11 protein-coding genes are annotated in these 14,220 nt (G+C 34.5%); 8 read left to right on the forward strand and 3 right to left on the reverse strand.

The window, feature by feature from the left end; genetic code table 11:
• Positions 1–115: 115 nt before the first annotated feature.
• The 8 genes from M2265_RS12045 to M2265_RS12080 all read left to right on the forward strand — a co-directional run bounded on the left by M2265_RS12045 (position 116) and on the right by M2265_RS12080 (position 7,744).
• Positions 116–934, forward strand: coding sequence for a PASTA domain-containing protein (locus tag M2265_RS12045; RefSeq protein ID WP_132772155.1), 819 nt, complete (start codon positions 116–118; stop codon positions 932–934).
• A gap of 2 nt (positions 935–936) precedes the next feature.
• Positions 937–1,977 carry an endolytic transglycosylase MltG gene (mltG, locus tag M2265_RS12050; protein WP_021190134.1) on the forward strand — a complete coding sequence of 347 codons (1,041 nt, stop codon included), beginning with the start codon at positions 937–939 and terminating at the stop codon, positions 1,975–1,977.
• A gap of 1 nt (position 1,978) precedes the next feature.
• Positions 1,979–2,386 (forward strand): acyl-CoA thioesterase, encoded by a 408-nt coding sequence (locus M2265_RS12055; RefSeq protein ID WP_132772154.1) that lies wholly within the window; start codon positions 1,979–1,981, stop codon positions 2,384–2,386.
• Between the two features lie 2 nt (positions 2,387–2,388).
• A complete protein-coding gene (locus M2265_RS12060; RefSeq protein ID WP_031288364.1) occupies positions 2,389–3,363 on the forward strand; it encodes a YihY/virulence factor BrkB family protein in 975 nt (324 codons plus the stop codon).
• 468 nt (positions 3,364–3,831) lie between these two features.
• Positions 3,832–5,766 (forward strand): 30S ribosomal protein S1, encoded by a 1,935-nt coding sequence (gene rpsA / locus M2265_RS12065; RefSeq protein ID WP_021190131.1) that lies wholly within the window; start codon positions 3,832–3,834, stop codon positions 5,764–5,766.
• Positions 5,767–5,871: 105 nt separating this feature from the next.
• Complete coding sequence (locus M2265_RS12070; RefSeq protein WP_132772153.1) at positions 5,872–6,705, forward strand: sulfurtransferase; 834 nt, start codon at positions 5,872–5,874, stop codon at positions 6,703–6,705.
• Between the two features lie 13 nt (positions 6,706–6,718).
• Positions 6,719–7,282: a YdeI/OmpD-associated family protein gene (locus M2265_RS12075; RefSeq protein ID WP_132772152.1), complete on the forward strand. Its 564-nt coding sequence runs from the start codon at positions 6,719–6,721 to the stop codon at positions 7,280–7,282.
• A gap of 123 nt (positions 7,283–7,405) precedes the next feature.
• Positions 7,406–7,744: a YciI family protein gene (locus M2265_RS12080; RefSeq protein ID WP_207902484.1), complete on the forward strand. Its 339-nt coding sequence runs from the start codon at positions 7,406–7,408 to the stop codon at positions 7,742–7,744.
• 1 nt (position 7,745) lies between these two features.
• On the opposite strand, the gene M2265_RS12085 is transcribed toward M2265_RS12080, so the two are convergent.
• The 3 genes from M2265_RS12085 to M2265_RS12095 are packed head-to-tail and all read right to left on the reverse strand — an operon-like array spanning position 7,746 to position 13,776.
• A complete protein-coding gene (locus M2265_RS12085; protein ID WP_132772151.1) occupies positions 7,746–9,647 on the reverse strand; it encodes an ATP-dependent DNA helicase RecQ in 1,902 nt (633 codons plus the stop codon).
• Complete coding sequence (locus M2265_RS12090) at positions 9,644–11,731, reverse strand: ComEC/Rec2 family competence protein (RefSeq protein ID WP_132772150.1); 2,088 nt, start codon at positions 11,729–11,731, stop codon at positions 9,644–9,646. The genes M2265_RS12085 and M2265_RS12090 overlap by 4 nt, the downstream gene beginning before the upstream one ends.
• On the reverse strand, positions 11,731–13,776 hold the full coding sequence (locus tag M2265_RS12095; RefSeq protein WP_165905967.1) for a helix-hairpin-helix domain-containing protein: 2,046 nt from the start codon (positions 13,774–13,776) through the stop codon (positions 11,731–11,733). The genes M2265_RS12090 and M2265_RS12095 overlap by 1 nt, the downstream gene beginning before the upstream one ends.
• Positions 13,777–14,220 lie beyond the last annotated feature (444 nt).

Below are 14,220 nucleotides of genomic sequence, written 5' to 3' on the forward strand. Positions count from 1 at the left end.
CACAGAAAAACGAATATTTTTGTTCAATATTTAAAAGGGCAGATATTGAACAAAAATAGTGGCTTTAATCTTGCTTAGAAAATATACGATAAAATGATTTTTTAAAGAAATATAAATGTCAAAAATATTACAGTATTTAAAAACGAATACGTTTAGAAACAACATTCTAATCGCTATTGGATTTGTTTTAGCAATTTTCCTATTCATCTATCTTGGTTTAAAAGTATATACCAAACACGATGAATCGATAGAAGTTCCACAAGTAAAAGGCTTACATATTAATGCTGCTATCTCAGCATTAGAAAATGCGAACTTGGAATATCAAATTGATTCCGTTTATCAAATGGATGCTAAACCAGGTCTAGTAATTGAACAAGATCCCGAAGCTAAATTTCATGTAAAAAGCGGACGTACAATCTACTTAACTATTATTACACAGGTAGCTCCTGAAATCGCGTTTCCAAAAATCAAGGATAAAACATTAATTGAAGCATCCTCTATACTAAAAAACCATAATTTACGTATAGGTGATACAACTTATATTGCAGACATAGCAAGAGATATTGTTTTAGATGCCCAATTTGCAGGGCAATCTATTCGTGATGGCAGAATGATTCCAAAAGGATCTAAAATTGATTTAATATTGGGTAATGGTCAGGGCGCAAATGAAGTTCAAATACCGGATTTATCAGGATTGACTGTTACGGAAGCAAAATTTGCATTACAGGGAATAGGATTATCTTTGGGTACGGTGACTTACGATATTGGCGTGTCGGATACGAGTACAGCCCGTGTTATCACACAGTTTCCTGGTTTAGAGACCGGGATCACGAGTATTGGATCCAAAGTGGATCTTACGTTGTCCAATACTGTCCCTGCTACTCCACCAGTAACAGCTCCTTCTTCACCGCAAAAACAAAAAACAAATCCATAAATATGGAAAATAAAAAGAGAATACCAAATTGGTTAAAAATCATTGCACTCCTAATCTTTATTATTGGAGGATATTTCGGCTGGACAGCTTACACCACTTTCCTAGCATCAAATGTTACAGATAATCAAAAATACCTGTATATCAATACAGGTGATACTTATTTACAAGTATTACAAAAAATAAAAGATCAAAAAATAGTGGAAGATCCAAATAGTTTTGATCGCGCTGCTAAATATCAGAATTATACGGAGAGTGTTAAGCCTGGTCGTTATGCTTTGACTCCAGGAATGAACAACCGAAGATTTATCGGTAATTTGAGAGGAGGCTATCAAGATGCTGTTAAATTTAGATTCGAAAATATCCGCTTAAAGGAAAACTTTGCTGGTAAACTTGCAGAAAATTTCGAGGCTGACTCTATCACGTTCTTAAAACTATTAAATGATGAGAATCTAGCAAAGTCATACGGTTTTACTAAAGATAATTTCATTGCAATGTTTATTCCAAATACATATGAACTTTATTGGAATACTGCGCCCGAAAAATTATTTGCACGTTTTCATGATGAATGGGAAAAATTTTGGACAAAAGATCGCTTAGCAAAAGCAAAAGCAATCAACCTGACACCACAGGAAGTTAGTTCTCTTGCTGCCATTGTTAAAGGTGAAGCACTTCACAAAGACGAAATGCCCGCTATCGCCGGGTTATATCTCAACAGATTACAAAAAGGAATGCTTTTACAGGCTGATCCGACAGTTATTTTTGCCACTCAAGATTTTACTATCCGACGTGTATTGAATAAACATTTAAGAACTGATAATCCATATAATACCTATATCTATAAAGGTCTTCCTCCAGGTCCTATTATGATGCCTAGTATTGTTGCCATAGATGCTGTATTAAATTATAAGCATCACGACTATATTTATATGTGTGCTAAAGAAGACTTTTCTGGATACCATGCTTTTGCTACTAATGTCGCTGAACATCAAATAAACGCCCGCAAATTTCAAAAAGCATTAGACGAACGAAATATCAAAAAATAGTATGTTTCAATTCGAATATCAAACACGTGTACGGTATGCAGAAACCGATCAAATGGGTTATGTGTACTATGGAAACTACGCTGCATTCTACGAAATAGCTCGAACCGAAATGCTACGAAGCACCGGAATCTCTTACCGTGAACTGGAGGAGATGGGTGTTATGCTACCGGTTATGGAGATGAAATGTAAATACATTAAACCTGCACGTTACGATGATTTAATAACGATTAAAACTACAATCAGAAAAAAACCTGCAGTAAGAATAGTTTTTGAATATGAACTGTTCAATGAAAAAGAAGAGCTCCTAAATACAGGTGAAACAACACTCGTATTTGTTGATATCAGTAAGAACAAACCCACAATGCCACCCGCCATTTTTCTTGAAAAAATGGCGCAATACTTTGAATAAACATGTCCAATATTCATCAATACTTATTGAAATTAAAACCTTACAATCAAGTTATTGAATGGAGTAAAGGAGTGATTTTACCTGGATTTGGATCTTTGCCTCTCTATACTGTAGCCATATTCTTTTTTCAAGAAATATCTCGTGACTCTATTTTAAGCAAAGCATCATCACTTTCTTATAGTTTCATGCTGGCTATTTTTCCGGGGATCATCTTTCTATTTACATTGATCCCTTATATACCAATAGACAATTTTCAAGAACAGCTTTTAGATTTTTTGGAAGTAGTCATTCCACATAATGCTTATGAAGTAGTCGAGACTACATTAGAAGACATTATTAAAAATCAGAATGGAGGACTTTTATCTTTCGGTTTTATATTGGCAGCTTACTTTGCTACCAATGGAATGGCCTCCATGATGCGGGCTTTCAATAAGGCTTCTCTTATTGCTGAAAAACGTACGTGGATAAAACGTAGAATGATTGCGCTTGGACTCGCTTTTTTGATTATAACAGCCTTAACCATAGGAATGACTATATTTACTTATGCTGGCATTGTTGTTAATTATCTTAAAGATAGTATTGCTATAACCAATAGTTTCTGGGCCTTTGTCATAAAGGCGGCTCGTTGGTTCGTCATATTCGGTATATATTTCTTTACTGTGAGCTGCCTTTATAAATTTGCACCAACATCTTCCCGTCGCTGGAAAATATTTAGCCCCGGAGCAACTTTAGCTACTATTTTAGCTATTCTAACTTTCTCCGGATTCGCATTCTATATCAACCACTTTGGCACGTACAATAAGCTATATGGGTCTATTGGAACTTTAATTGTCATCATGATCTGGATGTATCTCAATACATTAATATTACTGATAGGTTACGAACTAAATGCGGCCATTGCTCTGTCCAAACAAAGTATTAAAATCGTAAGGCCAAAAACCTACAATTCATTCAGAGCAAATAACGAAAATTTATAGTTCGGCTTGAGATATCGTCTATTTTTTAAAAATTAGTTTATTACAATATAAATCGGAACAGCTGTTCAATCTTCTTATTAATTCTGCTTTTAAATATCGGCTACCAGAAAAAAGGCACAATCCCCTATCTCCCTCTAAATCAACAAAATTCATAGCCCCTATTTTTTACGTTACAATTCGATCATACTGCTCAATAATTTCTCAAATGTACTTGTACAACCAAATCAAAGTAATTTACACCCTACAATAACTCCTAGATTGGAACAATTGATAGGAACATACGCCCCAATTCCATATGGAAGAGTCATAATTCAATTATGTTTTAGCAGTGGATTTCACTCGAAATTGCCAGCAATTCCATAAATGTGGATAACAATTTAAAAAAAAATAGATATAAATACTTGTTAATAAAAGTTTTTCGTATTTTTGCAGTCCCTACAATGTGGGGAAAAGGAGAAAAAATAATTAATGGCAAAAAAACAAGAAGTAGAAAAAGAGTTAGCAGCGAAAAACGCGGAGCTACAAGGCGCTGACACCAAAGTGGTGAAAGACACAGAAAAAATTGAATCAGAGGCTGATTCAAAACTAATCGAAGAAATCAAATCTAACACATGGATCACTCCAGAAGGCGAATTCGACTGGGATGCTAGTGATAAAGGTTTCGGAAATTACAGCGAGGCTGAGCGCGCTAAATTAGAAGAACAATACGCAGGTACTTTCAACCAAATCAATCAAGGTGAAATTATCGAAGGTACTGTTGTTTCTATCAACAATAAAGACGTTGTCTTAAATGTTGGTTTCAAATCTGATGGTTTGGTTTCATTATCTGAATTCCGTGACTTACCAGAATTGGCAGTTGGTGACGTAGTTGACGTTTTTGTAGAGTCGCAAGAAGATGCTAATGGACAATTAGTATTATCTCGCAAACGTGCTAAAACTCAAAAATCTTGGGAAGCTATCAATGAAGCATTGGAAAATGATGCTATCATTAACGGTTTTGTTAAAAGTCGTACTAAAGGTGGTCTTATCGTTGATATCAAAGGTGTTGAAGCATTCTTACCTGGATCTCAAATCGATATTAAACCTATCCGTGATTACGATATCTACGTAGGTAAAACAATGGAATTCAAAGTTGTTAAAATCAACCACGAATTTAAAAACGTTGTCGTATCACACAAAGTATTAATTGAAAACGATTTAGAGAACCAAAAATCTGAAATCGTATCTAAATTAGAAAAAGGTCAAGTATTAGAAGGTACTGTTAAAAATATCACTGACTTCGGTGTGTTCATCGATTTAGGTGGTGTTGATGGTTTACTTCACATTACTGATATTTCATGGGGTCGTATCGAGCATCCAAAAGAGGTATTATCATTAGATCAAACTATTAACGTAGTTGTTTTAGATTTTGATGATGAGAAAAAACGTATCGCTTTAGGCTTGAAACAACTTTCTGAGCATCCTTGGGAATCTTTAGATAAAGACTTAGCTGTTGGTTCTAAAGTAAAAGGTAAAATCGTAACAGTTGCTGATTACGGTGCTTTCTTAGAAATCATCCCGGGTGTTGAAGGTTTAATTCACGTTTCTGAAATGTCTTGGTCTCAAAACTTACGTTCTCCACAAGAGTTCTTAAAAGTAAGCGATGAAATCGAAGCTGAGATCTTAACTTTAGATCGCGAAGAGCGTAAAATGAGCTTAGGTATCAAACAATTAACTCCAGATCCTTGGAAAAACATTGTTGAGCGTTACCCAGTTGGTTCTAAACAAACTGCAGTAGTTAAAAACATGACTAACTTCGGTGTGTTCGTAGAATTAGAAGAAGGTATCGACGGTTTAATCCATATTTCTGATCTATCTTGGTCTAAAAAAATCAACCACCCTAACGAATTCACTAAAGTTGGTGAAAAATTAGATGTTGTTGTTTTAGAATTAGATGAAGAAAACAGAAAATTATCTTTAGGTCACAAACAATTAGAAGAAAACCCTTGGGATACTTTCGAGACAATCTTCACAATTGATTCAGTTCATGAAGGTACTGTATTGAAAGTTGGTGACAAAGGTGATATCGTTGCTTTACAATATGGTGTTGAAGGATTCTGTCCATCTAAACACTCTGTAAAAGAAGATAATTCTGCACTTAAAGTTGACGAAGTTGCTTCATTCAAAATCATTGAATTCAACAAAGAAAACAAACGTTTAGTAATTTCTCACTCTCGTATCTGGGAAGATGAAAGAGCTGAAGCACGTGTTGAAGAATTCAATGCTCGTAAAAAAGAAGCTAAAGTAGCAAACAATGCTGTTAAAAAAGTAAAAGATTCAGTTGAGAAATCTACATTAGGTGACTTAGACGTTCTTGCACAATTGAAAGAGCAAATGGAAGGTGATGAGAAAAACGCTAAATAGTTTTTAACATCAACTCGATAATATTAAGCCCTAGCATTTAGCTAGGGCTTTTTTTGTTTATAACAAAAACATGATTAAATTTACGTAACGTAAATAAAATAAACCATGTACTTTCCCTCTTCACTAATCACTCCTGCACAGCTTAGTAGTGAATTAAACAATTCCAAAATTGTATTATTAGATTGTACAATTGACAAAGTAGGTCAATCGCTAAAGGGTACGAACTTAGAAGTAATAGGCAACTCGCTCTTTTTTGATATCGAAAATACCTTTTCAGATAAAAACAACCCGCTACCACACACACTTGTTTCCCAAGAAACTTTCACAAATGGAATTCAGGAACTAGGTATCAATCAAGATAGCATCATTATACTATATGACCGGTGGGGTATATATTCAAGTCCTAGAGCTTGGTGGATGTTTAAGATTATGGGGTTTGATCAAGTTTATATACTTGAAGGTGGAATTCCAGCATGGAAAGAACAACATTTTCCCATAGTAGACCATCATATAAAATCAAAACAAAGAGGTAATGCCAAAGCTCATTTTAATTCAAAATGGTATGCAGATAAAGATTACGTGTTAGCTCATTATGAAAATAGTGAAACAAGCATTATTGATGCTCGTAGTCAAGGAAGATTTATTGCATCAGCTCCAGAACCCAGAGCAGGATTAAAAGGGGGACATATTCCCAATTCTCATAATCTTCCATTTGATCTTGTTCTCGAAGGAAACAGCTACGATTCAAAAGAAGAGTTGCAAAAATTGTTTAAATCATTTAATAACAGCAATGAACAGATCTTCACCTGTGGATCAGGTGTTACAGCATCGATCCTAGCTTTTGCCAGTCATTTACTTGGGAATAAAAACATCAAAGTATATGATGGTTCTTGGTCTGAGTGGGGACAGGAAAAACTCAATTTACCTATTTCCAACTAGTTATTACAAATTTATGGATAAGCAAAGCAAATGGGGGGAAGAATTATTAATCCTACGCAGCATAATTGAAGAGTTCCCACTTGAAGAAACAACAAAATGGGGTGGTCCGGTATTCACGTACCAACAAAAAAATGTTATTTCATTTGCTGGATTTAAAGATCATTTTGCACTCTGGTTTTTTAACGGATCGCACCTAGTAGATCCCGCAGCAGTTTTAACGGCAACACAGGGAGAAAAAACGAAAAACCTGCGCCAATGGAAATTTACAGATCCAAGCCAAATTGATAAATCTCTACTCAGACAATATATACAGCAGGCCATTAATATTGAAGAAATGGGATTAAAACTCATTCCAGGGAAAAAAGAATATTTATCCATTCCCGCATTAATTGAAGAAGCATTAAAGAACGACCCGCAATTAAAAAGGAATTTTGAGAATCTCAGTGATGCAAAAAAGAATGAATATTATGAGTATATTCATGAAGCAAAACAAGATAAAACAAAAGTAAACCGTCTAGAAAAAATTAAACCTATTATATTAAGTGGAAAAGGTTTATATGATAAATATAAAAAATAGATGAAAAATATACTTTACCTTGGATTATTGATATTAGGTACGCTACCTCGTTCGTATTCACAAAAAGCTAATGCCAAATATGACCATTTATTAGCCGATTAATTAGGAGCTGACAATTATGGAATGAAGTATTATAGTTTTGTGCTTCTAAAAACGGGCGCAACAAAAATAACCGATAAAGATTCTGTCAATCGACTTTTTGATGGACATATGAAAAATATTCAACGCCTAGCAAAAGAGAAAAAACTAATTGTAGCTGGTCCATTTGGGAAAAATGAAAGAGATTATCGCGGTATCTTTATATTAAATGTTAAAACTATCAAAGAAGCAGAAGCATTATTGGCTACAGATCCTGCCATTAACGCTGGTTTATTAATCTCCGAAATCACGTTATGGTACGGATCTGCGGCGCTACCATTATATTTGGAAGCCAGTAAAAAAGTAAATAAATTTAAATTTTAAATTAGATATTGGTATTCCAGATATACCGATCATCTACGACCTTAATCTTATGATGATCTATTAAATTTCGCACTACTTCCAATTTTATTTCATCATCACCAAGAGAAAGCCTTCCAATCAGATCATGTATCGTTTGAGCTTCGTTCAGTAAAATGCGTTCTATCTCTAATTTTATATTATGATGCAATTTCACACGATGATTACGAATTAGGCACAGATCACAGACCTGACAAAATAGTGTATTCTGTTCACCAAAATAATGGAGTAGTGACTGGCTACGACATTGTGAATGCTCAATATAATTGAGCATCGCCTCGATCTGAACAGTCTTTACGCGTTGTCTTTCTCTAATGAAAACATGGTCTACATAAAGATTTTTATAATCAACACGGTCCTGCAGAAAAGATAGCTGTGGGCTATCTGTTGGAGGAATATAACTCGCAATTTCCATTTTAACCAAGGCGTTGATTAAACTTACAATTTGCTCATAAGAAACACCTAACTTTTTTGCAAACTCATATTCATTTATGGAAATATAATCATCAAATACTCCTCCATACGATCTTAATATAGCCTTTATAAGTTTATCATAACGCTCATATTGAACTTGAATTTTGTAGAGCTCTTGATGGTTCACTGCAAATTTAAATCGAGAAGGAATAAAGACAGCTTCAGAAAGCGTCAACCAGCCATCCTTTTCTAAAAACTTGAGGGCACTTAAAGTAGGAATTGTTTCAAGTTTATATTTTTTTATAAAAGAGACTACATCAAAATCAAATACAACTCCCTCCCCTGCACCATAAGGAATTTGAAAGTGATTACATAAGTAATGATAGACTTGTTGAATGAAAGCGACGGTTGGAAAACTCAGTTCTAAATTTTTTAAAAGACGATTCTTATCTTCCTGCTGATATAACATAACAGGATAAGCCTTTTTTCCATCCCTGCCTGCTCTTCCTGCTTCTTGATAATAAGCTTCTAAAGATTCAGGGATATCCAAGTGAATAACAAACCGGACATCCGATTTGTCAATTCCCATCCCAAAGGCATTGGTAGCAACAATAACGCGTGTTCTATTTTGCATCCAAGCTTCTTGCTTATCATCACGGTCTTTTCCTATCAAACCAGCATGATAAAAATCCGCGGAGATCCCATTGTTTATTAAGAAACGTGCAATCTCTTGAGTCTCTCTTCTATTTCGCACATAGACGACACCTGAGCCTCCCAGCTTTTGAATGACACGAAGCATCCGTCCCGATTTATTTTCTTCTTCCAGCGCCATATATCCGAGATTATCACGCAAGAAACTTTTAACAAATACGTTCTTCTTTTTAAAGGCCAATTTATCCTGAATATCTGCAATTACAGATGTCGTAGCTGTTGCAGTTAAAGCAAGAAAAGGAATATCTGGATGTATCTCCCTCAGTTTAGACAACTGTAGGTAAGAAGGTCGAAAATCATAACCCCATTGTGAAATACAATGGGCTTCATCTATTGCATAGAGATTGACAGGCATATGTTTGATACGCTCCTGTATCAATTCACTATACAAACGTTCGGGAGATAAATAAAGAAATTTTATATGGCCAAAAATACAATTGTCCAATATAATATCGACTTCTCGTGGTTTAAGACCCGAATAAATAGCAACAGCTTCGATACCGATATCCTTGAGATGTTTTACCTGATCTTTCATCAAAGCGATTAAAGGCGTCACGACAATACAGATACCCGGAAGTATCATTGCCGGAACCTGGAAACATATTGATTTACCACCACCTGTAGGCAATAAAGCTAGGGTATCTTTCTTATCCAGTACAGATTGGATGATTTCCTCCTGAAGAGGTCGAAACTCATCATGTCTCCAATACTGTTTTAATATGCTGATGCTATCTACACTCATAATAACTCCTTGTCCCAAACATACGCAAAATTATTTTTTATGGTATAATGCGCTACCCCCATATCATCAAGTTGCTGTCTCCACATCTGAATATTGAAGTCACTATTCGTTCCATCAAACAGCACAAGCTTAGGTTTTATAATTTTTACATTTTCGATAAAATTCCATTTGCTATTTTTTCTGACAAGTAAAATATCTGTAGGGCGATGACTTAGTAAAGAATGCTCCATAATTTGTATTGTTAAATTGGGTTTCTGAATCAGGTAATTTGTCCTTACAGAATCATATGATATCAATGGAAGAAAATCAATATCTTCCCAATTAGAGAAACGGGACAAATCCCTTTTCGCACTATAAACCAAATTTCTGGCATCTAAAGAATCAAAAGAACTAACCATGGTGATGTTATTCTTTTGTATAAAAGCAAGTGCAATCTCTTTTCTGGTACTGTAAATGCGAAATCCTATATAATTAAACTGCAAATACTGTAAATAGCTGAAAGTGCTAAGGCCAATCAATAGAAAACATACACTCATGTATAAAGCAACCTTATTTTTCCAATAAAATGCATAGCTGCAACTGAACAAGAAAACTAAACTGATCAAAACTAAAGCTGGAGAAAGGACAATTCCAGTCCATGTTGCAAAAGGTAATTGATCCAAAAACTCCAATGTGAAAAACATTTTCTTAATAAGCCAATCCATAGCATACCCTAACCAAACATTGAAAATATCAACAGGAATGAACATCATCGCCATCCCGATATACATAATGAGCGTAACAGGTAAAACAACAAGTAAGTTCGCAATTAAAAAATAATTTGGGAACTGTCCAAAATAAAACAATGAAAACGGTACTGTCATAATTTGAGCACTCAAAGAAATAGCGACGCTATCCCATATAATACGACTGAAGCCATTACTTTCAAAAATAGATAGACGTTTAAACAGTGGAAAAAATAAAACAATTCCTAAAACAGCAAAGTAAGATAACTGAAACCCGATATCAAATAATATATTGGGCTGCAATAATAAAAGTAGGAATGCAGAAGATGCCATTGTATTGAGCATATTGCCTTCCCGCTGCATTGATCTAGCAATAAGAAAAAAACTCAACATGATCGCTGCGCGTAATATGGAAGGTGCCATTCCCGTTAAGATGGTATAACTCCAGATCGCACAAAGCAACATAACAATTCTTAAAAGATTTAGAGTATGATTACCACTTACCCTGGCTAGCAACCACATCAAAACAATAAAGACTATTCCAACATGCATACCTGAAACACTCAGCACATGAATAGTACCTGTATTACTAAAAGTCTGCACGATATCTTGTGACATCACTGCTCTATAACCAACAATCAATGCCACTGCAATTTGAAAAGAATCCTCATCTTTCAGATATTTTCTAAATTTACTGACGAGCTCCTTCCTTAATTCTAAAGCTTGGGCTTTAATACCAAAACCTTGATGATGACGAATGATTTTATACTCCTTTGACTTCAAATAAATCTGGCCATCGATACCTTGATTTTTTAAATAATCTCTATAATTGAACTCCAATGGATTAAGTGGCTTTGGGATGGGTTTCACCTTATTTTTTAAAACCATCTCATCACCATATTGTATAGGAGAATCATTTTGATCAAAAGGCAACGTCACCATGAGCCGACCTGTCGCCTTTTGAAATGTTGAATCGATACGTTTTGCTAATAGGGTTACAGAAAATCGGACTGAATTATTGTAAAAAAACGGTTCTTCATCCACCATCGCAATATATTGATCACTCGAACCAATGAGAAAATGGTTAATATCCACCTGAACATGCGTTCTCCAGATATTCCAAATTCCGAAAAAAATCAAAATAATGTAGCTATTTACAATAGATAAAATTCCTAAACGGGGAGTATAAAAGAAAAATACGAGATGCGATAAAAAGCTAAAAACAAGCAGTATTTGTATCAAATTAAACATGCTTTTGCTAGGCCCAAAAAAATTGGCAATTCCTATTCCAATACCATAAAATAGCACAATTTTAAGAAATGGAAGCTTTTTCAGCTGTTCTTCAAAATTCGTCTTCATTAAAATTGGAATCTTAGCTGTACTTTAACTTCTGATTTGATATTTCCCTGAATTTCATCTAAACCCGAACCTATTTTTTCAAGTTCAGGATAATAGAAAGCTGATATTTTAGTCCACAAATCAATATTTCGATGTATTCTGTAACGTATATTATTATACATTCGCCAACCTTTTTGATAATACAGTGGAAAGGAAGAAGCATATAGGACATCATTTTCAAAAGCATAAATCCGGGTATTATAACTATCAGTATGAAAATAAGCTAAACGTATATTTGTTGCTATTTTACTACTTTTGGGGTTAAAAAACAGATCCTGATAGGCCATCCACCCAAATTCTTTTTGTTCGGACTCTTTCAGATATTGAATACCTTCGAGCCTACTACGAATGCTCCAGATATTACTTAATTTATATTTGTATTCAAATCTCAGTTGGTATTTATTAACTGTTGCCAAGAAAACCTTTTCATTTTTTGAAGCTGAAGTATTTTCTTCTTTCACACGGTATCGGAAGCGCACTGATATCTGGCCCTTCTTATACCAGATATAAGAGAATTGGGACATAATATCATACCCTGAAGAAGGTGCCAATACGCGGTATCGCAACCATGGGAACTTAAAAACATCAAGATAAGCGGTCCATTGAATTTTCCGAGAGGGATGAAAAACAAGACCTGTATAAAGTCCTTTTTCATTCTTAGTACTGCTATTTTCTCCCATTGACTGGGCAAAGAAACTATGATAATTCTTTTGATAATCACGATATAAAAGAACTGTGGAAAACTTTGGAGTGATACTGGTCATAATTCCGGTTAACCAAGCATATCCTTCATCAAAACTCGTAGCAATCTCTCCAAAAAAATAAGAATTACGATATGTGTAATTATAATAAAGACTAGCATTTCGAAGTAAATTACCCTCAAAATCATATTTATTTTCAAGAGCTTTACCCAAAAGTTTAACACCTTCTAAATGGGTAGCAACAAAATTTCCACCTATCTTAAACCTATTTTTGCTGTAAAGTAAGTTACCTCCATAAACCAGTTGTCCGATCGCATTTCGATATCGCTGTTCTGTTGGGGTACGATGAAGACCTGAAGTGGACAAAGTAGATATCACCCAATCATCATTGACCTTTTCCATATTGCCATCAATCTTTCGATAAGAAATATAAGGTGTAAATTCAAACTTACCTAAGATCAAAGAACCTGCTACACCTCTTAAAAAATTTGCTTCATTCAAAGATGTGTACTGTCTTAAACCTATCCCCTGCCTAGCAGAACTTTCGATCATGCTTCCTTTACCGAAACTCAATCCATTCCACATCGTCAAACCCTGACCAATTTGTAAGGCAAAATCTCCAATGACTACATGTTTTACTTTCCCAAGATCTCTAATTGATAGACTCGCACCATAAAAATCAAAACCATATTGTTGCTTGTCTCTGAAGAATAACTCCCCGGCATCTTTATCCATATTAATAGCAAGCCGAATCTTATCATTATAATTGAGCCTATAACGTACAGTATATCGATTCGGATCCCCAATGTAGCGCGACCTGGCTGTATCAGTAATCGAATATCCTTTGGCACGTTGCAATAAACGTCCATATCGTAACATAACTTCTTGCTTCGATTTTAAGAAATTCTTAACTGTAAAATCTCTGTAATGCATATCACCTGAAACAGTAACAAAAGGAAGTAAATACTGAACTGTACGCAAATCAAACCCGATTATACTTTGTAACTCCTGTTTAGAAATAAAATCACCGGATTCTTTTCTGTGTGCCAACAGGCTTTCGATCTGAATAACACTTAAAAATAATAAATCGTGTAATTCACGTCCGTCTGTTTTATTTAAATCAATCGGATTTTTCAGGTAATATGACCATCTCTCTGAAATTTCGCTCGCATCGACATCCTCCTCTAATTCTTCCGATAGTTGTTCAAGTAACTGATCAAAAGTCAATTCATTATACTCTTGACCATATGTTGCAATAGCGCTACCTAACAAGATCCAAATTAATAGGTAAAGTTTAAGTCTCAAAAACTTATTACTTAAAAAAATAAGAATCATAAATTTGATATATAGATAATAAAAAGTTTAATTTCATATTATTTCACATATCGGAACACGACTATTACAATAAGTAATAATTATGTTACCTAAAGAAATATTGTAACGAATGCATCAATTAATTCTTTAAAAGAAGCTATAACGGTTGCTACAATTAAAAACCAGGAGAGGTTTTTTTATAGCATTATCGCATTCTCACTTAGGGTAAAAGCAAAAATAATCACCTAAATAAGATAGGCGCAGTAAATCATAATTTTTATCAATCAGCATCATTAATCTTTAATTACAGCAAACTAATACGTATTATATGGTTGAAGAAGATTATCAACGGATCATAGAACACGCTTTAGCAGAGAGCTAATCGTTAACATAAAATCGACGAAAAAACGTAATTTAAGTACAACGAAAATACCA

Source organism: Sphingobacterium kitahiroshimense (assembly GCF_025961315.1).
Taxonomy (GTDB): Bacteria; Bacteroidota; Bacteroidia; order Sphingobacteriales; family Sphingobacteriaceae; genus Sphingobacterium; species Sphingobacterium anhuiense.